Below are 20,500 nucleotides of genomic sequence, written 5' to 3'. Positions count from 1 at the left end.
TGACGAAGGGCGGATGCTGCAGCGTGCAGCATCCGCCCTCTGTCGTTTCCGCCTCGGAGTGCGTCGAAGCTCTCAGCCGAGAATGCGGCAGTGCGTTGTGAGCTCGCCGATGCCGTCGATGCCCACGGTGACCGTCGAGCGATCACGGAGGAAGATCTGCGGATCGCGCGAGTAGCCGGCGCCTCCGGGGCTGCCGGTGGAGATCAAGGTGCCAGGCAGCAGTGTGAGCGACTGGGACAAGTGTGCGATCAACGTCGCCACCGAGCGGACCATCTGACCGGTGGAGGCATCCTGCACGGTGTGGCCGTCGACGATCGTCCAGATATGCAGATCCTGCGGGTCGGCGACCTCGTCTGCGGTGACCACGAACGGGCCGGTCGGAGTGAAGCCGTCGAACGACTTGCATCGCGACCACTGCGCCTCGGAGAACTGGATGTCGCGGGCGGTGATGTCGTTGACGACCGTATAACCCCAGACGTACGACAGCGCCCGGTCCGCGGACACATCCTTGGCCGGTGTGCCGATGAGCACGCCGAGTTCGGCCTCGTAGTCGACTGATTCGCTCAGGGACCGCGGCCAGGACGTCGTCTGTTCGTGACCGGTCAGCGAGTTCGGCCACAGGGTGAAGACCGTCGGCGCGCTGTCGGTCTTCAGGCCGAGTTCGCTGGAGTGCGCGGCATAGTTCAGCCCGACGGCGAGCACGGCCGGGGGAGCGAGCACGGCAGATGCATAACCGAAGTCGCCGAGCGGATGCCGCGGAGCGGTGCTCGAGCCCAGAGCGCTCCTGATCGCGTCGAGCGCGTCAGCACCGCCCTCGATGAGCTCCTGCAGGGTCGCAGGTGCGTCGGGGATCAGATCGGAGACGAGGATGGCATCGGCGTCTTCCACCACTGCAAGAGCAATGTGAGAGGAATCGGCACGGCGCAGATGAGCGAACCGCATACCTCTACGCTACCGGTGACGAGCACGAACTTCCTGGAGGACTTCGCCAGACCGCGGGCGCAATGCTTGTTCCCCATATGCTTTGGCTATGAGTTCCGGAGGACCGTCCCAGCCGCAGCAGCCGCCGTCGTACACACCGCCGCCGGCGCAACCGGCAGCAGCGCAGTACTCTGCGCAGCAGTATGCGCAGTCGCCGTACTTGCCGCCGAGGTCTCCGCAGCCGGAGTACGGATCGGCACTCGCGCAGCCGACGCACTATGCACCTCCGGCGCCCGCCGCCCCGTCTCCGGCGCCGTCCCTGCCGAGCCTGCCGGTCCCGGCGAGGAAAGGCCGCACGGTCTCGATCTGGCTCTTCGGTGCACTCGGCTTTCTGCTGATCGCCCTGATCGGCTATTTCGTCTGGGCGCTTGGTGCGCTGGCATCCGGTATCGGGATGGTGCTCGCGCTCATTCCGCTGACGATCGTCTTCCTCGGGGTGCGGTTGATCGACCGCTGGGAGCCGGAGCCGAAGCGCATCCTGTTCTTCGCCGTCGCCTGGGGCGCGATCGCCGCCATCGGGCTCACTCTGCTCTTCGATCTCGGACTGACCCTTCTCTTCGGCCAGCGATCCGACGCCGTGGCTGCCGTCATCCAGGCTCCGATCGTCGAGGAGTTCTGGAAGGGCCTCGGCGTCCTCCTCATCTACTTGACCGCGCGCCGTGCCTTCGACGGCCCGGTCGACGGCGTCGTCTACGGGGCTCTGGTCGGCGCAGGGTTCGCGTTCACCGAGAACATCCAGTACTTCGCGATCAGCCTGATCGAGGGCGGCGGCGAGCAGCTCACGGTGACGTTCGTGATGCGCGCGCTGCTGTCGCCGTTCGCCCACGCGATGTTCACCGCGCTCACCGGCTTCGCGATCGGTCTGGCCGCGCGGCGGCATGCTCCGGTGGGCGCGGCGCTCGGCGCCGGCCTGCTCGGAATGCTCGGCGCCATCCTGCTGCACGGTTTCTGGAACGGCTCGGCGACCTTCGCCGACTTCTTCGGCCTGTACTTCACCCTGCAGGTGCCGCTGTTCATCGGCTTCATCCTCGGGATCATCGCGCTGCGACGGGAGGAATCCCGGCTGACGCGGATGCGGCTGGGGGAGTACGCGGCTGCCGGATGGTTCACCCCGGAAGAGGTGACCATGCTCGCGACCCCTGCCGGACGCAAGACCGGATTGCAGTGGGCGGCTTCTCTGCGCGGCGATCGCCGCCCGTTGATGCGCGAGTTCATCAAGGATTCAGCGGCGCTTGCCGCTGTCCGTCAGCGGGCGATCAGCGGACGCGACCCGCTCGCCGCAGAGGACGAACGTGCGCTGCTCATCCGCACCCGTGCGACGAGGGCGGCGCTGCTCGCGTACTGAGAGCTTGTCGTAGCAAGACTCAGCGCCCGGTGCTGCGGCGATGCCTGCATGACGCCCGGGCGCTGAGTTGATCTGTAAACAGGGTGCACCCGCGTGATCGGGGTGTCAAGAGAGATCCGGAATTCCCCCTCAGATCTCTTCGACGATGACGTCGAGCGCGACGCCTTCGCAGGCGATACGAGGCAGCCCCTCGAGTCGGCTGCCGCGGATGGAATCTCCGGTGGCGCATCTCGGGTCTGTGGAGACGACGACCCGGCCGACGCCGTTCGTCAGCGTCACTTCGTGCCCGAGCGCGGTGAACCTCGGTGTGAGTTCGCGCTCGACGGCGGAGACGAGCAGATCGAGGCCGGCCACCCCGATGCGGGTGCCGTTCACCTCGGCGGGCGCCGCGATGGTGATCGTGTACTCGTCGCTGCAGAGATAGTCGACGTAGGGACCGGCGACGTGAGGGTCGCCGGTCGACATCGGCACCCGATACCACTCGAGGGCGCTGTAGTCGATGTTCTCCTTGTTCACCGATTGTGATGCGAGAACCAGCTGCTTGCGCTCCGCACCCTGCCACCAGGCGAGATGACTGCGCGCATCCGAGAGCAGGTCGATCGCGGCGATGAACCCGGCACCGTACACCGGCACGCCGGGGAGGTCCAGCGTCTCCAGAGCATACGGCCGCACCAGTGCGTCGACTTTCGCCCTGGTGAGAGGGCCGCTGCGCTCGACGGCAGCGAGCTGTTCGGCCAGTGGTGTGACCCAACCGAGCAGTGCGCGGATCGGCGAGGAGAAGTACTCCCGCACGATCGTTGCCGCTGCGTCGATCGCAGTGGGGGTTTTCGTACTCATCACGTCCTCCTGTGCACGTCGATGGTGGGCATGTGGTTCAGCTGATCCGCGTCTGCAGTTCGATGAGCGCGTCGATCGTTTCGGTCACCATGAGCTCCGTCTGCCTGCCGGCCGCTTCCGCGTCCGCCTTCTCCACAGCATCGATCACCGCGAGGAGGTGGGCCGCCTGGCGGCGATGATCCTCGACTTCGTGCGCGACGAGTCGGAGGTAGGGGGAGAGCTCGGCCTGCAGCTTCATCTGCTCACGGGTCAATCGCGCCGATTGACTCAGCGCGACGAGTTCGATCTGCACGTCGTCGAGCAGCCGGCGCTGCTGTTCCGGGTCGAGGTCGGCGAGCCGCTCCATCCGTCGCCGCACCTGCTGGGTCTCCGAGGTGTCAGCGCGCCGCGCTGCCAGGCGCACGCACGCGCCGGTGATCGCGGCGTAATGAGCGCCGAGGTCGCGCAGAGCGAGTCGGGATGAGGTACGCAGGGCTTCGCGTGCGAAGGAGAGCGGGTCGGCGTGCTCGGCGACGAAGCTGCCCCCGTTGCGTCCGCGTTTGGTGATGACGAGTCCGCGGCCGCGCAGCGCGAGCAGCGCCTCGCGCACGGTCACCGGGGCGACGCCCAGGCTCTTGGAGAGGTCTGCTTCCGAGGGGAGCCGTTCTCCCGCGCGCAGATGGCCGCGCGTGATCGCGTCGACCAGGCGTCGTTCGACGAGCTCGGCCCGGCCCTCGTCTCCGATCGGTTGGAACAGGGCGCCCTGCAGCCGGTGCGGATGCTGAGTGGTGGCGGGACGCGCCTCGGAATCCTGTGCCGTACGCGACATCGCCATCGATTCCATTCTGCGATTCTCCACCTTCCGCGGTGAACGGCGAAAACTGCCTCTTGAAATATTACCTCTGGGTTTATATGTTTAATCCACCTTCACGTTCGATGATGACCAGAGGAGAGCGAGATGATCGCTACGGCCCCCGCCACTGCGGCAGTCGACGACGACCGTGCCGCGCCGGGAAGTGTGACGCTGAGCGGTGTCACCAAGTCCTTCGGCGAGTTCACAGCCGTCCGCGACCTCGATCTCGATGTCGCCTCCGGCGAGTTCCTCTCGATGCTCGGCCCGTCAGGCTCCGGGAAGACCACGGTGCTGCGGATGATCGCCGGCTTCGAGGAAGCGACGAGCGGCAGCATCCGCCTGTCCGGTGTCGATGTCACCAGGACGCCACCGCACGCCCGCCAGGTGAACACCGTGTTCCAGGACTACGCGCTGTTCCCGCATCTGACGATCGCCGAGAACGTCGGTTACGGGTTGCGCGTTCGCGGCGAAGGACGCCGAGAGCGCGCAGGTCGCGTGCACGAATCCCTCGAGCAAGTGCGGCTCGACCACGTCGCCGATCGCCTGCCTCACCAGCTCTCCGGTGGTCAGCGACAGCGGATCGCCCTCGCGCGGGCGCTCATCCTGCGTCCCCAGGTGCTGCTGCTCGACGAGCCGCTCGGAGCCCTCGACAAGCAGCTCCGCGAGCAGATGCAGATCGAACTGAAGCAGATCCAGCGGGAGGTGGGCATCACCTTCATCTTCGTCACCCATGACCAGGAGGAGGCGCTCACGCTGAGCGACCGCGTCGCCGTGTTCAACAACGGACGGATCGAACAGGTCGGCACGGCTCGCGAGGTGTACGAATACCCGCAGACCGAGTTCGTCGCCCGCTTCCTCGGTCTCTCCAACCTCATCGGCGGTGAACTCGCCGAGGATCTCACCGGTGACCGTCGGACGATGAGCATCCGTCCGGAGCGCGTGCGTCTGACGGCGCGCGACGAACCACTCGGCGATGGTGACGTCTCACTGACCGGCACGGTCCGCGAGGTCGTCTACACCGGCCCGGCCACCCGCTATCTGGTCACGGCCGACGCCGGAGTCGACATCATCGCCGAGCAGCCCAATGCCCACCACCCCACGTCCGGAGCGGCTTTCGGCCGCGGGGATCTCGTTCGAGCCGCATGGACCCCTGAGCATGCGGCCCGGCTTCCCTGAAGCAACCGGCACCACTGAAAACCCTGCAGCACTGATCACAAAGGAGCGATCCATGCGTCACAAGATCCTGGCCACCACCGCAATGGCGGCCGTCGCCGTCCTCACGCTCTCCGCCTGTTCTGGCGGGGGTGAAAAGCCGTCCACCGAAGGCAACGGTGAACTCCAGATCGAGGTACCCGACATCCCCATGCTCGGCGAACTCGGCGAGAACGAGAGCGACGTCAACATCGTCGCCTGGAGCGGCTTCGTCGAACCGGCCTGGAGCGACGAGTTCACGAAGGAAACCGGATGCACGGTCAATCGCCGCGTCGCCGGCACCAGCGACGAGATGGTGCAGCTCATGCGCACCGGCGATTACGACCTCGTGTCCGCATCGGGCGACGCGAGCCTGCGCCTGATCGCAGGCGGCGACGTGCAGCCTCTCAACCTCGAGCTGATCCCGAGCTTCGGCGACGACATCGTCGAAGGGATGAAGGGGCAGATCTACGACACGATCAACGGCAAGTCGTACGGCATCCCGATCGGTCGCGGCGCCAACATCCTCCAGTACAACAGCGATGTCGTCACTGAGGAGCCAACGAGCTGGGATGTCGCCTGGGAGAAGGACAGCCCGTACGCCGGTCAGGTCATCGCGTACGACGCTCCGATCTACATCGCGGATGCCGCGGTCTATCTGATGGCGCACGAGCCTGATCTCGGCATCGAGAACCCGTATGCGCTCGACGAGAAGCAGCTCGCCGCGGCCGTCGAGCTGCTCAAGCAGCAGAACGAGATCGTCTCCGAATACTGGTCGGACCCCGCCGCGCAGATCACGTCGTTCGCCGGTGGCACCACCGTGCTCGGCACGTCGTGGGAGGTGCTGCGCAAGCTCACCGAAGACGACAAGTTCAAGAGCGTGCTGCCCGAGGAGGGCTCGACGGGCTGGTCGGATGCCTGGATGCTGGCGACCGAGGCCAAGAACCCGAACTGCGCCTATGCGTGGATGGACTACGCCTCCACTCCGGAGGTGAACGGTGCCATTGCGATGAACTTCGGCATGGCACCGGCCAACGCCGCATTCTGCGAGACGAGCGACGAGGCCAAGGTGCACTGCGAGTACTACAACGCCACGAACGAGGAGTACTTCGAGAAGGTGTGGTTCTGGACCACCCCGATCGAGCAGTGCATCGACGGTCGCCCCGCTGACGAGGCCACCTGCACCAACTTCCAGCAGTGGACGGATGCCTGGCTCTCGGTCAAGGGCTGAGAGACGACGAATCCAACGCGCCCTGGGCGGGACTCCGGTCCCGCCCAGGGACGGAAGCTTCCGCAACGACGACGACGGGATCGACATGACGCGGCGCACACGCATCGCCGGCCTCCTGGCCCTCCCGATGACCTGGCTCATCGGGATCTACATCTTCTCGCTGGTGATGCTGCTGGTGACCGCCTTCTGGGTGACGGATCCATTCACCTCGAAAGTGAAACCCGGGTTCACGCTGCGCAACTTCGAGCAGCTCTTCATCAACCCGGCCTACCTCTCGACATCGGTCCGAACACTCGGCATCGCCCTGGGCGTGACCGTGCTGTCGATCCTCATCGCGGTGCCGCTCGGCATCTTCATGGCTAAAGTGGCCGCGCCGTGGCTGCGGGCCCTGCTGGCGGTGGCGATCACCCTGCCCCTCTGGGCGGGATATCTGGTGAAGGTGCTGGCGATGCGCATCACGTTCACGAAGGAGGGGTTCTTCAACTGGATGCTCGCACCGTTCGGTATCGAAGGGCCCGGCTTCACGCTCGGGACGGTCGTCCTCACGCTGACGTACCTGTGGCTTCCGTACATGGCGGTCCCGGTGTACACCGCGATCCGGCAGCTGCCGCCGAACCTGTTCGATGCCTCCGCCGACCTCGGCGCAGGCTCCTGGCGCACGATCACGACCGTCGTGCTTCCGCTGATCAAGCCCGCGATCATCGCCGGCTCCGTGTTCACGTTCTCGCTCAGCCTCGGCGACTATCTCGTCGCACGATTCGTCGGCGGCGACACCCAGATGATCGGCAGTGTCATCGCCTCGAACATCAACCTGAATCCGCCACTCGCCGCGGCGTACTCGCTCGTCCCGATCGCGTTCGTCGTCATCTACCTGGTGAGCGTTCAGCGCACCGGTGCTCTCGAAAGGATGTGAGCGGCTCATGCTGAGACTGTCCCGCACTTCCAAAGCGATCCTCGGGGTCCTCGTCGCGGTCATCCTCGCCTTCATGTACATCCCGCTGGGACTGGTGGTCCTCAACTCATTCAACGCGGCGCGGATCGTCAGCTGGCCGGTCACCGGCTTCTCCTTGGAGTGGTGGGGGAAGGCGTTCTCGAGCGAGCCGGTGCGGATCGCTCTGCTCAATTCCGTCCTGGTCGCGAGCGGGGCGACGGTGATCGCGGTGATCCTCGGCACGCTCGTCGCCTTCGCGCTGCAGCGATATTCCTTCTTCGGCCAGCGGGCGGTGAACCTGCTGGTGGTCCTGCCGATCGCCCTCCCAGGGATCGTCACAGGCGTCGCGCTGAACAACACCTACAACCGGATGCTCGAGCCCATCGGCATCCAGGTCGGCTTCTACGGGATGATCATCGCGCACGGCACCTTCTGCATCGTGATGGTGTTCAACAACGTCCTCGCTCGACTGCGTCGGCTGAATCCGAGTATCGAGGAGGCATCCCAGGACCTCGGCGCCACACCGTGGCAGACGTTCCGGATGGTCACCTTCCCGCAGTTCCGCAGCGCCCTGATCGCGGGGGCGATCCTCGCCTTCGCGCTCAGCTTCGACGAGGTGTACGTGACGATCTTCACGGCTCCGCCGGGAGTCGACACATTGCCGCTGTGGATCATGAACCAGATGGCGCGTCCGAATGAGGCCAACACGGTCAACGTGGTCGCGACGATCGTGATCCTCGCCTCGTTCATCCCGGTGTGGGTGTCCCAGCGGCTCGGGCGCGACATCACGGATCGCGGATGATGCGCCCGAGCTGAGCCGGCCCGTGCGTTCGCGCTCAGCGGATCATCTGCGTTGACCCGGCGGGGACGCTCGGGTTGGATGGAGTCATGACTGATCGCACAAAGCCCGAGTTCGACGCTCCCACCGGCCCCGCTCCCACGGAACTGGTGGTCCGGGACCTCATCGAAGGCGACGGCGCTGAGGCGAAGCCCGGCGACACCGTGACCGTCCACTACGCGGGTGTCGAGTTCGACTCCGGCGAAGAGTTCGACTCCTCCTGGGGGCGTGGCGAGACCATCCAGTTCCCGCTGCGCGGTCTGATCCAGGGCTGGCAGGACGGCATCCCCGGGATGAAGGTCGGCGGACGCCGTGAACTGGTCATCCCGCCGCAGCTGGCATACGGTCCGGCCGGCGGAGGTCACTTCCTCTCCGGAAAGACGCTGATCTTCATCATCGACCTCGTCGCTGTCGGCTGATCACCCCTTTTTCCAGAAGACGCCCCGATCTGATGATCGGGGCGTCTTCTGCATTCGGGGCCAATTTCACATTCATCGGAATACATTCATGTGAATGTGAGTTGTCTCCTCTGATGCCGCAGAAGCGGCCCCTGCCGCAGCAGCGGTCCACGTCCCCAGAGGAGCAACCATGACCAGCATCGACATCCCCGGCTACCGTCCAGGCACCTGGGTCCTCGACCCCGCGCACAGCGAGGTCACGTTCAGCGTCCGCCACATGATGATCTCGAAGGTGCGCGGCACCTTCGGCATCAAGAACGCGACCCTGGTGGCGCCCGAGAACCCGCTCGAGGCGAAGGTCGAGGCGAGCGTCGACGTCACCTCCATCGACACCAAGGACTCCGGTCGCGACACGCACCTTCGCTCGGCGGACTTCTTCGACACCGAGAACTTCCCGACCATGGAGTTCGTCTCCACCGGCGCCCGCGTCGAGGGCGGCGACTTCTTCGTCGACGGCGACCTCTCGATCCGCGGCGTCACGAAGCCGGTGAGCTTCGAATTCGATTTCGGTGGATTCGGCACCGACCCTTACGGCAATTACAAGGCCGGCGCCTCGGCGGTGACCACGATCAACCGCGAGGATTTCGGTCTGACCTGGAACGCCGCGTTGGAGACCGGCGGAGTCCTCGTCGGCAAGGAGATCACCATCAGCCTCGACCTGCAGGGCGCTCTCGAGCAGAGCTGACGCCCTCGGCCGTCTGAACCCCGGGTCCTCAGGGCTCGGGGTTCAGTGCGTCGTAGCCGCGGAAACGCGGGTTCGTCCTGGCAAGCATCGCTACGAGTGCGATGACCAGGAATCCGCCCAGCAGTGGGGGGAACCACAGCGACGTCGCCGTGGCGAGAACCCCGGCGTAGAGGGCTCCGACGCGAGGTCCACCGGCGACCACGATGATGAAGACACCCTGCAGGCGGCCGCGCATCGCGTCGGGGACCGCGGCCTGCATCATCGTGTTGCGGTAGATCGAGCTGACGTTGTCTGCGGCGCCCGAGAGTGCGAGCGCGATGCACGCGCACACGATGAGGATGATGTTCGGCGAGGTCTCGGATGTGCCGGGCGTGAACGCGCCGATCAGCAGCACTACTCCGAACAGGGCGATCGTTGCGCCGTAGGCCTGAATCGCACGGGTGATGCCGCGGCCATGCCAGCGGTACTGCACCACGCGGCCCGAGAACAGGCTGGACGTGAACGTCCCGACGGCGACCGCTGCCGTCAGGATTCCCGTCGTGACGGCCCCTCCGCCCAGCAGCAGCGTACCGAGGGCGGGGAAGAGGGCGAGCGGCTGCCCGAAGGTCATCGCGATGATGTCGAGCAGGTACTGCATCCGGATGTTGCCGGCTCGGCGCAGAAACCGCCACCCGTCGACAAGGGATGCCAGCCCTGGGCGCACGGTCTCGCCCTCCGGGCGCAGCGCCGGCAGGGCCCATAGGCCGAGGAACATCGACGTCATCAGGATGACGTCGATCGTGTACGTCCACCCGAAGCCGGTGAGCGCGACGAGCAGCCCCGCGAGTGCAGGGCCCGCCATCACCGTGATGCCGAAGGAGATTCCGTTCAGAGCGGATGCGGCGGCCAGCTGGTCGAGGGGGATGAGTCGCGGCACGATGGCGGTTCGGGTGGCGAAGCCGACCGAGTTCGTCGCGGCGATGATCATGCTGAGTGCGTACAGCCACCAGATGGTCTCGGCGCCGGCCCAGGTGAGCGCCGCCAGAAGTGCCGTGGCGCAGAAGGCGATCGATGCGGCGATCAGCGCGACTTTGCGTCGGTCGAACGCGTCAGCCAGCATCCCTCCGTAGAGGCCAGCCACGACCATCGGCACCAGTCCGGCGACGGCGATCATCGAGACCGCCAAGGTGCTGCCGGTGAGATCGAACACGTGCAGCATCACGGTGACGATCGTGAGCTGGCCGCCGATGCCGGTCAGCAACGAGCCGACCCACATCCGGGCGAAGGCCGGGGAGGCCCGCAGGGGAGTGAGGTCGATGAGATGCCCGCGGGAGAACTGCACCTGAAGAGGCTATCGGCCCGTGTGCAGAGGCAGGCGCCGCTGCTGGTAGACTCTTCAGGTTGCCGTTTGATCGGCCGCGGATAAAGAGAGCTCGCACATCAGGTGTTGGGCGCCGCGCAACGAACTGAAAGGGGATCCCATCTATGCCACTCGAATCTGACGCCAAGAAGGCGATCATGGAAGAGTACGCGACGCACCCCGGTGACACCGGATCCCCCGAGGTGCAGGTCGCAATGCTGACGCAGCGCATCAAGGACCTCACCGAACACCTCAAGGAGCACAAGCACGACCACCACTCGCGTCGTGGCCTGTTCCTCATGGTGGGTCAGCGCCGTCGTCTGCTCGGCTACCTCCAGGACATCGACATCGCGCGTTACCGCTCGCTGATCGAGCGTCTTGGGCTTCGCCGCTGAGCGACCCAGCGATCAATCGCACTTCTTCCGAAGGCCGTCCCAGGTGTGGGGCGGCCTTCGTCGTTTCTGCTGCGCGTGGTTCGTTGACCTCATCGTGACTTTCCGGTAGGAAAGTGAAGATGGACTTTCCTACCGGAAAGTTGGGGAGGGCGATGATGGAGCAGAAACCGCTATCGGCGGCCGAGCCGTTGGAACCGCCCACCGCGGATGTCGCGCAGGCGTACCTCGATGAGGTCGACGTGGTCGCGACGCGTCGGGAGGAGCGAATCGATCGGCGTGGAATCGCGTGGGTCGCGCTGGCGGAGGCGGCCGCGCTGGCCGTCTATCTGTCCGTGATGATGTTCGGGTTCGGATCTTCCAGCAGCTCGTCATTCATCACGCTCATCGCTCTCTTACTCGTGTGGATCCAGCTGTCCGGCGAGCTCAAGGAGAGCTTCGGCTTCCAGTCGCGGCTGCGGCGCACAGAGCGCTGGGCGTATGCGCTTTTCGGGTTCGTCGCCGTCGCTGGCGTCGTCGTCGGTATCGCAACTCAGATCGTCGGCGCGGACATCCCGTTCGTTCTGCGCCTGGCGCCAGGCGGGTTGGTCCTCCTCGTCTTCGGCGGACTCGCCGTACGCGATCTCCGCCGCGCACGTCCAGCGGTCCTTCGGCGCGCCCGGGCGCCCCTTGCCACGGTCGCTCGCAACTTCACCCTGACGATCGGCGCCGTGTTCGGCATTGCGATCGCGATCACCTCCGTGGCGTATTCGGTGCCGGCATCGTTGTTCAGCATGGCGCTGATCCTCCTGATGCTCGGCTGGTGGATCGCGGTGCAGATCAGCGACCGGCTTCCGGCACTGGGTGCGGTCTGGTATTGGCCGCAATGGGCGGCGTTCGTGCTGGGCTGGGCAGTGTTCGCCTGCGCAGTGCTCGTGCAGTTCCGTCAGCCGCTCGACCCGTTGATCATCTCGATCGCTGCGGTCGTTGTCGTGTTGGCATTCGTGGCGGCCGCGTTCTTCGACGGTCGCGATGCCGACTGACCCGCAGCCGACGCGCTCGCCGCACCCGCGAACGCGCCTGGACGACAACTTCGCCAGTCCCATCCGGTTCTCATTGATGGCCTCCCTGGACGAGGCCATTGAACTCGATTTCGGAACGCTCGCCGACATCCTCCAGGTCGGGGACTCCGCGCTCAGCAAGGCGATCGCACACCTGCATGAGGCAGGCTACGTGATCGTCCGCAAAGGAATTGTCGGCAGCCGACCACGCACGTGGGTACGTGCCACTGCTGACGGATCGAACGCGTTCGGCGGTCACCTGCAGGCGCTCCGCGAGATCGTCGAACTGGGTGGCCGACAGTTGCCCTCGTGATCGGGGTCGGTCCGCAGCCTCAACAGACACGTTGACGTCGTCGTTTCCCCTGCTATGGTGGTCGACACCCACGAGGTTCTTGTCATCAGCGGTTCTAACCGCTTAGATAGGCGGAAGCACGCGGATCGGACACCCGTCGATCCGCGCGCAGGATGCAATCACGCAGGACACAACTCTGTACGGAGTCTCGATGGATGTCACACAGGATTCGCGCTCGGGAGACCCGAACGTCGGACGGGCGCAGATCGAATGGGTGCGCCGCCACTCGCCGGTGCTGGACGGGTTCGTCCGTCGGCGCATCTCCGACGGATCGTTGGAAGGCAAGCGGATCGCCGTCGTGGTGCATCTCGAAGCCAAGACAGCTTTCCTCGCCACCGTGCTCGCGGATGCCGGAGCCGAGGTGATCGTCGCCGGCAGCAATCCGCGCACCACCCGAGGTGATGTCGTCGAGGCCCTCCGCGAACGCGGACTCACCGTCGTCGCTGAACCTGATGGCGACTACGACTCCTGGGAGCGAGAGCTGTTGATCGCAGCCGACCACGCACCGGAGTACATCATCGACGACGGCGCCGAGCTGACGATGCGCATGAGTCAGTACCGCCCCGAGCTGTTCGCAGGACTCCGCGGAGTCTCGGAGGAGACGACAACGGGGACGGCGCGTCTGCACCGCATGCACGAAGCCGGGCGGTTGCCGTTCCCGGCGCTCACGGCGAACGACGCACGCTGCAAGCACCTCTTCGACAACAAGTTCGGCACCGGGCAGACCACGGTGCAGGCCATGCTTCGCCTGACGAACCGTCAGATCGCCGGAGCCGGATTCTGCGTGGTGGGCTACGGGTACGTCGGCCGCGGTATCGCGCAGTACGCCAAGGCGATGGGAGCTCGCACCAGCGTGATCGAAGTCGACCCGGTGCGCGCCCTGGAAGCGTTCATGGACGGCCACGCCGTCGGCGCCGCCCGGGATGTGCTGCCGGACGCGACCTTCGTGGTCACCGGCACCGGAGGGATGCGAGCGATCGGCGAGCGCGATCTGCCGTTCCTCCGGCACGACGTCGTCCTGGCCAACGCCGGTCACCACGATCTCGAAGTCGACGTCGATGCACTCGCCGCCGCGGCGTCCGCCATCTCCTCGCCTCGAGAGCAGATCGACACATATCGAATCGGCGATCGCGATCTTCACGTCCTGTCCGGGGGAGCGCTCGTGAACATCGCCGGCGGGAGCGGGCATCCGGTCGAGATCATGGACCTCACGTTCGCGGTTCAGGGTATCGGCGCACATCACCTGGTGACCGCTGGTCTCGAGCCGGGCGTGCACATCATTCCCGCCGAGCTCGACGACGCGATCGCAGCTGCGAAGCTCGCGAGCCTGGGCGTGGAGCTCGACCCGATGCGGGCGGAGCAGGAAGACGACGCGGCCGACTGGTTGAGCGAAGGGATCGCACCATGAGCACGTTCGAAGAGCGGGCGCGTGCCGGAGCCGGACGGATCGCCTGGGCAGGCAGAGGGATGCCGGTGCTCCGCGGGATCTCGGTACGCCTCGCCGAGTCTGGAGCACTCAAAGGACACCGCATCGGAGTAGGGCTGGTACTCGAGCCGAAGACCGCGAACCTCGCGCTCGCTCTGCGCGATGCCGGGGCGGAGGTCAGCGTGTACTGCTCGGGTCGGTCAACAGACCAGGAGACCGCAGATGCCCTCGCCGCAGAAGGGCTCGCCGTGTTCGCGGAGGAAGGCGTCGGCGATGAGCGAGACCTGGAACTCGCCAGGGAGTACCTCGGTACCGCGCCCGACATCATCCTCGACGACGGCGCATCGATCATCCGTCTCGCGCACCGCGAGTTCCCCGCCCTCGTCGGCAGCCTCCTGGGGGCTGCGGAGGAGACCACGAGCGGTGTGCGCCCGTTGCGGGCGATGCATGACGACGGCGCGCTGCGCATCCCCGTGGTCGCGGTCAACGATGCCAAGACCAAGTACCTCTTCGACAACGTGTACGGCACCGGCCAGTCGTGCGTGATGACCCTGCTCGACGTGACGAACCTGCAGATCGCCGGACGCACGGTCGTCGTCGTCGGATACGGCTGGGTGGGCAAGGGTGTAGCCCTTCACGCGGCTGCGCTCGGCGCGCGCGTCGTCGTCACCGAACTCGACCCCATCAAGGCGTTGCAGGCACTGCACGACGGGTACAGGGTGATGAGCCTTGCCGACGCAGCGCCGACCGCGGAGGTGGTCTTCGCTGCGACCGGGATCGCCGGAGCCGTCACCGCTGCGCATGTGGACCAGATGCCGGACGGCGTCATCCTCTGCACGGCAGGTGGTGGCGCGTTCGAGCTTCCGATGCCGGAACTGGATGCTCTCGGGACAGCGGATTCCGTTCGCGCCGGTGTCACCCAGTACACCCGTGCCGACGGCACGACGGTCCTCGTCATCAGCGAGGGCGACTGCCTGAACTGCACGGACGGTGAGGGAAACCCGATCGAGGTGATGGACCTCTCGCTTTCGTTGCAGGCTCTGGCGGCCGAACTCATCGCGACGACGGCGAAGGACTGGGGCGTGGGTGTCCACCCGCTTCCCGAGGCACTCGAACAGGCGGTCGCCATCGCCCGCCTGGCTCACGAGGGAGCATCCCTCGAACCGATGACAGATGACCTCGCTGCCGCGATGCGCAGCTGGTGAACCGAGAGGATTTCCCGTGATCAAGAACAGGACCCGCATTGCAGCGGCCGGCTTGCTGGCGGCCGGCGCTCTCGCGCTCGCCGCATGCTCCGAGGGCGCAGCGCCCAGCGCCGAAGCGCTCGACCCGGCGAACGTGCCCGAGGGGGAGACCACGATCACCGTGTGGTCCTTCCTCCCTGACAATTACGACGGCGGAGCCGAGGCCTACGAGGCGGTGATCGCCGCCTTCCAGGACAAGTACCCGCAGGTGACCGTCGAACTGACCACCATGCCGTACCCGACATACTTCGATCAGGTGCGAAACGCCACCGTCGCGCGCAAGGGTGCCGATGTCGTCACGATGTACGGCGGAGCGCAGGCCTACAGCTATCGCAACGGCCTCTACCCGCTGCAGGATGCGATGCTTCCGGAGGTCGAGGAGAACCTGAAGTTCCTCCCGGAGAACCACTCGGAGGACGGCAACCTCTACATCCTCCCCACCGGCACCTACGGCTATGCGCTGCTGGTGAATCAGGAGCTCTTCGCACAGGCGGGCCTGGACCCGGCCACGTCGATCGCCGACTGGGACGGCTTGCTCTCGACGTGTGAGCAGTTGCACGCCAAAGGCATCCAGCCGTTCGCTTCCGGCTGGAAGGACGGCTACATGTTCGAGACGTTCATGTACATGATCTCCAGCCAGCTCATGGACAAGGAGACGCTGGACAGCTGGGTCGCCGGCGATGTTCCGGTCGACGACGAGCTCTTCACCAAGGGCACGCAGTACATCCTCGACATGAACGACGCCGGATGCTTCGGCGGCGACGAGAACCTCGGCGTGAACATGTACGACGACGCGTTCAACCAGTACTACGCGGGTACCGCTGCGATGTTCGCGATGGGGTCGCTCTCCACCGCGAGCACGGCGAGCGAGACGGTTCCGAGCACGACGGTGATGCGCCTTCCGCAGGTGCCCGACTCGCAGTACGAGGAGCTCATCGACGCGGGCGCCGAGGCAGGCTGGGCCGTCACCAAATGGACGAAGAGCCCTGAAGCATCCGCAGCCTTCGTGAACTTCCTCGCCAGCGCCGAAGCGCAGGAGATCCTGTGGAACGCCGTCGGCGTGCCGCCGAACGTGAAGAACCTCGAGGTCGAGGGCACCACCGACATCCAGAAGGCCTACCTGCCCCTGATGCAGGCCGACGAGAATCACACCGGCTTCGCATCGTTCCCGCTGAGCGTGCTCGCCGTCTACGAGCGCAACGCTGCCCCGCTGATCGGCGGCGACCTGACGATCGACGAATTCACCGAGCAGGCGCAGTCCGCCTACGACAAGAGCAAATGACGAACCCCGCTTCGCAGATCGGGGAGGGCGCCATCACGCGCCCTTCCCGATCGACGCGCGCCCGTGCGCGGCGAGGCACCCCGATTCTCAGCGGAAACCTGCTGTTCCTGCTGCCGGTGCTCGCGCTCGAGGTCGGGGTGTTCTTCGCCCCGCTGATCTACCTCGCCTTTCGGTCCTTCTACGACTGGCAGCCGGGAGGAGTGTCGACGTTCATCGGCGTCGGCAATTACACGGAGCTCTTCGCCGATCCCGAGTTCTGGCAGGTGGTCGGCAATCAGCTGTTCTATCTCCTCGGACTTCCGCTGTGGGTGATCGCCCCGCTCGTCGTGGCCTACCTGCTGCGTGAACACGTCGCCCGACCCGGTCTGTGGCGATCGATCTACTTCCTGCCCGCGGTGATGTCTCCGGCGATCGTCGGTCTGGTCTTCCGATCGCTGCTGTCCACCAAAGGGCCGCTCGACAGCTTCCTCACCGATATCGGCTGGCACGCTCTGGCGCTCCCGTGGCTCACGGACCAGGACCTCGTCAAGCCCGTCATCATCGTTCTCGTACTGTGGGCAGGGTTCGGAACGGGAGTGCTCATCTTCTCCGCCGCGCTCGGCGCCGTGCCGCAGGAGATCTTCGAGGCCTCGCGCCTGGACGGCGCCGGGTTCTGGCAGGAGTTCTGGCACATCGCAGCTCCTGCCATCCGACCGACCGTGGTGCTGTGGACCATGTTCCAGGTGATCTCGATCTTCCTGTTCATGTTCTCCTGGATCTACGTGCTCACGGGAGGCGGACCGGGCCTCGCCAGCACGACGCTCGACTTCGCGATCTACCAGAAGTTCATGCGCTTCGGCTTCTTCGGCTCCGCAGCGGCGGAATCCGTCGTGCTGGTGCTGATGATCGTGCTCGTACCGGTGCTCGGCATCCTCGTGCCGAAGTTGATCCGGCGCGTCATCGGGCAGAAGGCGACGGCATGAGCATCCGTACCCAGCGCCGCGTCAGGACGACCATCGCCGCGCTCATCACGATTCCGTTCATCGTGCCGTTCGTTTTCCTGATCGGCACTGCCCTGCGCACGCGCGAGGACTACATCGCCGCCCCTGGCGGCATCCCGAAGGCGTTCACCCTCGACAACATCATCGAGGCATGGTTCGAAGCCGATCTCGGCAGGGCGCTCCTGAACTCGCTGCTGGTGTGTCTGGTCGCGTGCACCGTCTGTACGACGACCGCCCTCGCCGGCGCGTTCTGGTTCCGCGTGCATCAGGGTCGCGTCGCCGACGGCCTGCGCTGGCTGCTGGTCTCCGCCTACGCGATTCCGATGATCGCCTGGCTGATCCCGGTGTTCGTGATCCTCGCGGGTGGCGGGGCCACCGACAACCTGGTCGTCGCCGGGCTCATCAACGGCGTCGCCAGTCTGCCGTTCGCGCTCTACCTCGTGCACACGTTCTTCCGTCAGGTGCTCACACCGGAGCTGTTCGAGGCTGCGACGCTCGACGGAGCCGGACTCGGACGCATCTTCCGCTCCATCGCGGTGCCGTTGGCGCTTCCGGCCATCGCGTCGGTGGTGGCGCTCGTGTTCGTCTGGACGTTCGGCGACCTGCTCGTATCCGCCACGCTTCTTCAGGGAGATCCTTCGGTGTACCCGATCCCGCTCGCAGCCACCTCGCTGTCCACTCGGGAAGACGTCAATCTGCAGGGGCAGGCCGCTGCGGCGCTCGTAGCGCTCCTGCCGACACTGGTCGTCTTCGCCGTCGCGCAGAAGGCGCTGGCGAAGGGCTTCGGAGGAGTCAGTGACAAGTGAGGTCTACGCGGCGGACTGGGTGGTGCCGGTCGTCGCTGCTCCGATACGTGACGGCGCCGTCGTCGTCGAGGACGGGCGCATCGCCTGGATCGGTCCGCAGGCCGACCTTCCGCGCCGGTGGACGGATGCTCCGCGTCAGCGCGGCGTGATCGTGCCCGGTCTCGTCAACGCGCACACGCATCTGCAGTACACCGGATTCCGAGAGATCGGCGCCGGGAGCTACACGAGCTTCGAGGAGTGGTCGTTCGTGTTCGGCGAACTCTACGACGCGGTGGAGCCCGCGTCGTGGCACGAGGCCGCACGGGAAGGCGCACGTCTGGCGATCGCGTCCGGCACGACCGTGTTCGCCGAGATCGTCACCGACACCCCGGCGCGCGGGGCACTGCCGGAATGCGGCGTCGGCGGCATCGAGTACCTCGAGGCGATCGGCCAGTTCGATCGCATCTGGCGGGAGGGGGGCCGAGCCGATTTCCTGGCGTGGCTCGAGGAGCCGACAGATGCCCGTCGCGGGATCTCTCCGCACGCGGCATACAGTCTGGACGGATCCGTGGTCACCGATCTGGTGCGCATCGCGGCCGATCGCGGTCTCCGCGTGCACTCCCATCTCGGCGAGTCCTTCGCCGAGGCCGACTTCTATCGTCACGGCGACAGGACTGTCCTCGGTGCTTACGGCGACCTCCGTGACGAGTTCGAACTGGTCCGCAAGGGCGGCGTCGGTCACACGACCGGCGAATATGCGGATGCCATCGGACTGCTGAGCGAGACCACCCACGTCGCCCATGCGATCTACCTGGACCGGGCGGAACGCGACCTGCTTCTGGCCAGGGGAACGCAGGTCGCCCTCTGCCCGAGATCGAACCGGGTCATCGGTCTCGCCGAGGCGCCCGTCGCCGCTTACCTGGCGGAGGGGCATGAGATCTCCGTCGGGACGGATTCGCTCGCATCCTCTCCATCGCTCGATCTCATGGAAGACGTGAGAGAACTCGCAGCGATCGCCAGGAAGCAGGGATACACGGATTCCGACCTCGCGGAGCGACTGGTGCGCGCAGCGACGCTGGGCGGCGCCAAGGCCATGGGTCTCGCGGACGACGGCTACGGAGGGCTGTCAGTCGGCGGTCCCGCTGACCTGGCGCTGTTCGACATCGCCGTCGAGGGGACCGAGGTGCACGAGGCACTCGTCGCCGACGGCGCGGGAAGCTGCGTCCTCACCGTCGCCGGTGGGCGAGAGGTCTTCCGCGCCTCAGCCTGACGTCGGGCGCGCGATCGGAGATCCGTCGTCCGCATGCGACCCGCAGGTCTCGCCGATCGACAGCGTCGCGTGCAGCACATGGGCCGCCGGCGCGCCGCCATCGAGCGCGTCGACGACGACGGCCGCGAGCTCTGCGAGCGGCACGGCGACCGTGGTGAGGCGAGTGCTTCCGGCCAGTGCTTCCCTGATGCCGTCGAAGCCGATGATCGCGACGTCTTCCGGGACTCGCAGCCCGCACAGCGCCGCGGCCCGCAGTACACCGATCGCCTGCTCGTCCGTGGCGGCGAAGATCGCGCTCGGCGGCGAAGGGCTGTTGAAGAGGGCGGTCGTCGCCTCTTCGGCGCCGAGACGGTCGAACGGCATCGGGTGAACGAGACCGGTCGTGTCATACCCCGCCGCACGCATCGCTCGACGCCAGCCTGCTTCTCGGCGTCCGGCCGGCCCGAAATCGGTCGGACCTGTGATGCAATGCACCGCTGTGTGCCCGTGGTCGATGAGATGCCTCACCGCGACGGCCGCGGAATCTTCATCGTCGATGACGACACTCGGGCTCGCCGTCTCCGCCGGGGCCGAGTGCACGTACACACGGGGGCAGTCGATGGCGAGCTCGGGGGAGTCGGAGATGGTCGCGATCACGATGCCGCGCGGGCGCAGGTCGGAGAAGGTGTGGAGATAGTCGCGCTCCGCGCTGACGCTGTAGCCGGTGTTTCCGAGGAGTGTGAGCAGCCCTCGCTGTCGAGCCGCACCCTCCAGATGCCGGGCGAGCTCGCTGAAGAACGCGTTGGCCGAGTCCGGAACGAGCAGCCCGATGAGGTCGGCGCGTCCGGCGCTGAGCGCACCGGCCAGGGCATTGCGTCGATAGCCGAGCTCGGCGATGGCCTGCTCGACGCGCTCCTTCGTCACGGCGGAGACCGCGCGGGGACCGTCGTTGACGACATAGCTGACGACGGCGGTCGAAGTTCCTGCGAGAGCGGCGACATCGGCCAGCGTCGGTCGCCGCGGACGGGATGCATCCACAAGGTCACTCTATTGCCGCACCCCGTCGGCCGAGCGAAAGGGCG

The 20,500-nt window shown here is 66.2% G+C and carries 21 protein-coding genes; 16 read left to right on the top strand and 5 right to left on the bottom strand.

The genetic code is table 11. The features are described from left to right. Positions 1-72: 72 nt before the first annotated feature. A complete protein-coding gene (locus LTA6_RS17485) occupies positions 73-942 on the bottom strand; it encodes a fumarylacetoacetate hydrolase family protein (protein WP_341975132.1) in 870 nt (289 codons plus the stop codon). A gap of 88 nt (positions 943-1,030) precedes the next feature. Between LTA6_RS17485 and LTA6_RS17480 the strand changes: the two genes are divergently transcribed. After that, positions 1,031-2,326, top strand: a complete 1,296-nt coding sequence (locus LTA6_RS17480) for a PrsW family intramembrane metalloprotease (protein ID WP_341975131.1) — start codon at positions 1,031-1,033, stop codon at positions 2,324-2,326. Positions 2,327-2,455: 129 nt separating this feature from the next. Here LTA6_RS17480 and LTA6_RS17475 read toward each other — a convergent pair whose 3' ends face one another. Further along, a complete protein-coding gene (locus tag LTA6_RS17475; protein WP_341975130.1) occupies positions 2,456-3,163 on the bottom strand; it encodes a cache domain-containing protein in 708 nt (235 codons plus the stop codon). A 37-nt stretch (positions 3,164-3,200) separates the two neighbouring features. Beyond that, complete coding sequence (locus LTA6_RS17470; RefSeq protein WP_341975129.1) at positions 3,201-3,977, bottom strand: GntR family transcriptional regulator; 777 nt, start codon at positions 3,975-3,977, stop codon at positions 3,201-3,203. Between the two features lie 123 nt (positions 3,978-4,100). On the opposite strand from LTA6_RS17470, the gene LTA6_RS17465 reads away from it, so the two are divergent. The 6 genes from LTA6_RS17465 to LTA6_RS17440 all read left to right on the top strand — a co-directional run bounded on the left by LTA6_RS17465 (position 4,101) and on the right by LTA6_RS17440 (position 9,329). After that, complete coding sequence (locus LTA6_RS17465) at positions 4,101-5,171, top strand: ABC transporter ATP-binding protein (protein WP_341975128.1); 1,071 nt, start codon at positions 4,101-4,103, stop codon at positions 5,169-5,171. Positions 5,172-5,223: 52 nt separating this feature from the next. Next, on the top strand, positions 5,224-6,417 hold the full coding sequence (locus LTA6_RS17460) for an extracellular solute-binding protein (protein WP_341975127.1): 1,194 nt from the start codon (positions 5,224-5,226) through the stop codon (positions 6,415-6,417). Positions 6,418-6,502: 85 nt separating this feature from the next. Further along, positions 6,503-7,330, top strand: a complete 828-nt coding sequence (locus LTA6_RS17455) for an ABC transporter permease (protein WP_341975126.1) — start codon at positions 6,503-6,505, stop codon at positions 7,328-7,330. 7 nt (positions 7,331-7,337) lie between these two features. Then, a complete protein-coding gene (locus LTA6_RS17450; protein WP_341975125.1) occupies positions 7,338-8,150 on the top strand; it encodes an ABC transporter permease in 813 nt (270 codons plus the stop codon). A gap of 86 nt (positions 8,151-8,236) precedes the next feature. After that, positions 8,237-8,605 carry an FKBP-type peptidyl-prolyl cis-trans isomerase gene (locus LTA6_RS17445; RefSeq protein ID WP_102191873.1) on the top strand — a complete coding sequence of 123 codons (369 nt, stop codon included), beginning with the start codon at positions 8,237-8,239 and terminating at the stop codon, positions 8,603-8,605. Positions 8,606-8,774: 169 nt separating this feature from the next. After that, positions 8,775-9,329, top strand: a complete 555-nt coding sequence (locus tag LTA6_RS17440) for a YceI family protein (RefSeq protein ID WP_341975124.1) — start codon at positions 8,775-8,777, stop codon at positions 9,327-9,329. Between the two features lie 28 nt (positions 9,330-9,357). Here the strand turns inward: LTA6_RS17440 and LTA6_RS17435 are convergent, their stop codons facing one another. Further along, complete coding sequence (locus tag LTA6_RS17435) at positions 9,358-10,650, bottom strand: MFS transporter (protein WP_341975123.1); 1,293 nt, start codon at positions 10,648-10,650, stop codon at positions 9,358-9,360. Positions 10,651-10,793: 143 nt separating this feature from the next. Between LTA6_RS17435 and rpsO the strand changes: the two genes are divergently transcribed. The 9 genes from rpsO (at position 10,794) to LTA6_RS17390 (ending at position 19,439) form a co-directional block, all read left to right on the top strand. Further along, positions 10,794-11,063 (top strand): 30S ribosomal protein S15, encoded by a 270-nt coding sequence (gene rpsO / locus LTA6_RS17430; protein ID WP_045280509.1) that lies wholly within the window; start codon positions 10,794-10,796, stop codon positions 11,061-11,063. A 152-nt stretch (positions 11,064-11,215) separates the two neighbouring features. Then, positions 11,216-12,082 carry a hypothetical protein gene (locus tag LTA6_RS17425; RefSeq protein WP_341975122.1) on the top strand — a complete coding sequence of 289 codons (867 nt, stop codon included), beginning with the start codon at positions 11,216-11,218 and terminating at the stop codon, positions 12,080-12,082. Continuing rightward, positions 12,072-12,413, top strand: a complete 342-nt coding sequence (locus LTA6_RS17420) for a transcriptional regulator (protein ID WP_341975121.1) — start codon at positions 12,072-12,074, stop codon at positions 12,411-12,413. Before LTA6_RS17425 ends, LTA6_RS17420 begins: the two co-directional genes overlap by 11 nt. A gap of 190 nt (positions 12,414-12,603) precedes the next feature. Then, entirely contained in the window at positions 12,604-13,860 is a 1,257-nt protein-coding gene (locus LTA6_RS17415) for an adenosylhomocysteinase (RefSeq protein WP_341975120.1), read from the top strand. Next, complete coding sequence (locus tag LTA6_RS17410) at positions 13,857-15,083, top strand: adenosylhomocysteinase (RefSeq protein WP_341975119.1); 1,227 nt, start codon at positions 13,857-13,859, stop codon at positions 15,081-15,083. Before LTA6_RS17415 ends, LTA6_RS17410 begins: the two co-directional genes overlap by 4 nt. 16 nt (positions 15,084-15,099) lie before the next feature. Next, positions 15,100-16,404, top strand: a complete 1,305-nt coding sequence (locus LTA6_RS17405) for an extracellular solute-binding protein (protein WP_341975118.1) — start codon at positions 15,100-15,102, stop codon at positions 16,402-16,404. After that, positions 16,401-17,366: a sugar ABC transporter permease gene (locus tag LTA6_RS17400; protein ID WP_341975117.1), complete on the top strand. Its 966-nt coding sequence runs from the start codon at positions 16,401-16,403 to the stop codon at positions 17,364-17,366. Before LTA6_RS17405 ends, LTA6_RS17400 begins: the two co-directional genes overlap by 4 nt. Further along, the gene (locus LTA6_RS17395; protein ID WP_341975116.1) at positions 17,363-18,190 is read left to right on the top strand and encodes a carbohydrate ABC transporter permease; all 828 of its coding nucleotides are present in this window, start codon (positions 17,363-17,365) and stop codon (positions 18,188-18,190) included. Before LTA6_RS17400 ends, LTA6_RS17395 begins: the two co-directional genes overlap by 4 nt. After that, positions 18,180-19,439 (top strand): amidohydrolase family protein, encoded by a 1,260-nt coding sequence (locus LTA6_RS17390; protein WP_341975115.1) that lies wholly within the window; start codon positions 18,180-18,182, stop codon positions 19,437-19,439. Before LTA6_RS17395 ends, LTA6_RS17390 begins: the two co-directional genes overlap by 11 nt. On the opposite strand, the gene LTA6_RS17385 is transcribed toward LTA6_RS17390, so the two are convergent. Beyond that, entirely contained in the window at positions 19,431-20,456 is a 1,026-nt protein-coding gene (locus tag LTA6_RS17385; RefSeq protein ID WP_341975114.1) for a LacI family DNA-binding transcriptional regulator, read from the bottom strand. The two genes, LTA6_RS17390 and LTA6_RS17385, sit on opposite strands and share 9 nt — an antisense overlap. Between the last annotated feature and the right edge of the window lie 44 nt (positions 20,457-20,500).

Origin of the sequence: Microbacterium sp. LTA6, assembly GCF_045690355.1 — a bacterium.
Classification (GTDB): Bacteria; Actinomycetota; Actinomycetes; order Actinomycetales; family Microbacteriaceae; genus Microbacterium.
The sequence above is the reverse complement of the archived record's forward strand: the minus strand, read 5'-3'. Positions and strand labels throughout refer to the sequence as shown.

Coding starts and splice junctions, on each gene's coding strand:
- LTA6_RS17460 (WP_341975127.1), top strand. CDS start 5,224: ATGCGTCACAAGATCCTGGCCACCACCGCAATGGCGGCCGTCGCCGTC.
- LTA6_RS17440 (WP_341975124.1), top strand. CDS start 8,775: ATGACCAGCATCGACATCCCCGGCTACCGTCCAGGCACCTGGGTCCTC.
- LTA6_RS17470 (WP_341975129.1), bottom strand. CDS start 3,977: ATGGCGATGTCGCGTACGGCACAGGATTCCGAGGCGCGTCCCGCCACC.
- LTA6_RS17465 (WP_341975128.1), top strand. CDS start 4,101: ATGATCGCTACGGCCCCCGCCACTGCGGCAGTCGACGACGACCGTGCC.
- LTA6_RS17450 (WP_341975125.1), top strand. CDS start 7,338: ATGCTGAGACTGTCCCGCACTTCCAAAGCGATCCTCGGGGTCCTCGTC.
- LTA6_RS17445 (WP_102191873.1), top strand. CDS start 8,237: ATGACTGATCGCACAAAGCCCGAGTTCGACGCTCCCACCGGCCCCGCT.
- LTA6_RS17475 (WP_341975130.1), bottom strand. CDS start 3,163: ATGAGTACGAAAACCCCCACTGCGATCGACGCAGCGGCAACGATCGTG.
- LTA6_RS17395 (WP_341975116.1), top strand. CDS start 17,363: ATGAGCATCCGTACCCAGCGCCGCGTCAGGACGACCATCGCCGCGCTC.
- LTA6_RS17410 (WP_341975119.1), top strand. CDS start 13,857: ATGAGCACGTTCGAAGAGCGGGCGCGTGCCGGAGCCGGACGGATCGCC.
- LTA6_RS17400 (WP_341975117.1), top strand. CDS start 16,401: ATGACGAACCCCGCTTCGCAGATCGGGGAGGGCGCCATCACGCGCCCT.
- rpsO (WP_045280509.1), top strand. CDS start 10,794: ATGCCACTCGAATCTGACGCCAAGAAGGCGATCATGGAAGAGTACGCG.
- LTA6_RS17415 (WP_341975120.1), top strand. CDS start 12,604: ATGGATGTCACACAGGATTCGCGCTCGGGAGACCCGAACGTCGGACGG.
- LTA6_RS17480 (WP_341975131.1), top strand. CDS start 1,031: ATGAGTTCCGGAGGACCGTCCCAGCCGCAGCAGCCGCCGTCGTACACA.
- LTA6_RS17455 (WP_341975126.1), top strand. CDS start 6,503: ATGACGCGGCGCACACGCATCGCCGGCCTCCTGGCCCTCCCGATGACC.
- LTA6_RS17485 (WP_341975132.1), bottom strand. CDS start 942: ATGCGGTTCGCTCATCTGCGCCGTGCCGATTCCTCTCACATTGCTCTT.
- LTA6_RS17425 (WP_341975122.1), top strand. CDS start 11,216: ATGATGGAGCAGAAACCGCTATCGGCGGCCGAGCCGTTGGAACCGCCC.
- LTA6_RS17420 (WP_341975121.1), top strand. CDS start 12,072: ATGCCGACTGACCCGCAGCCGACGCGCTCGCCGCACCCGCGAACGCGC.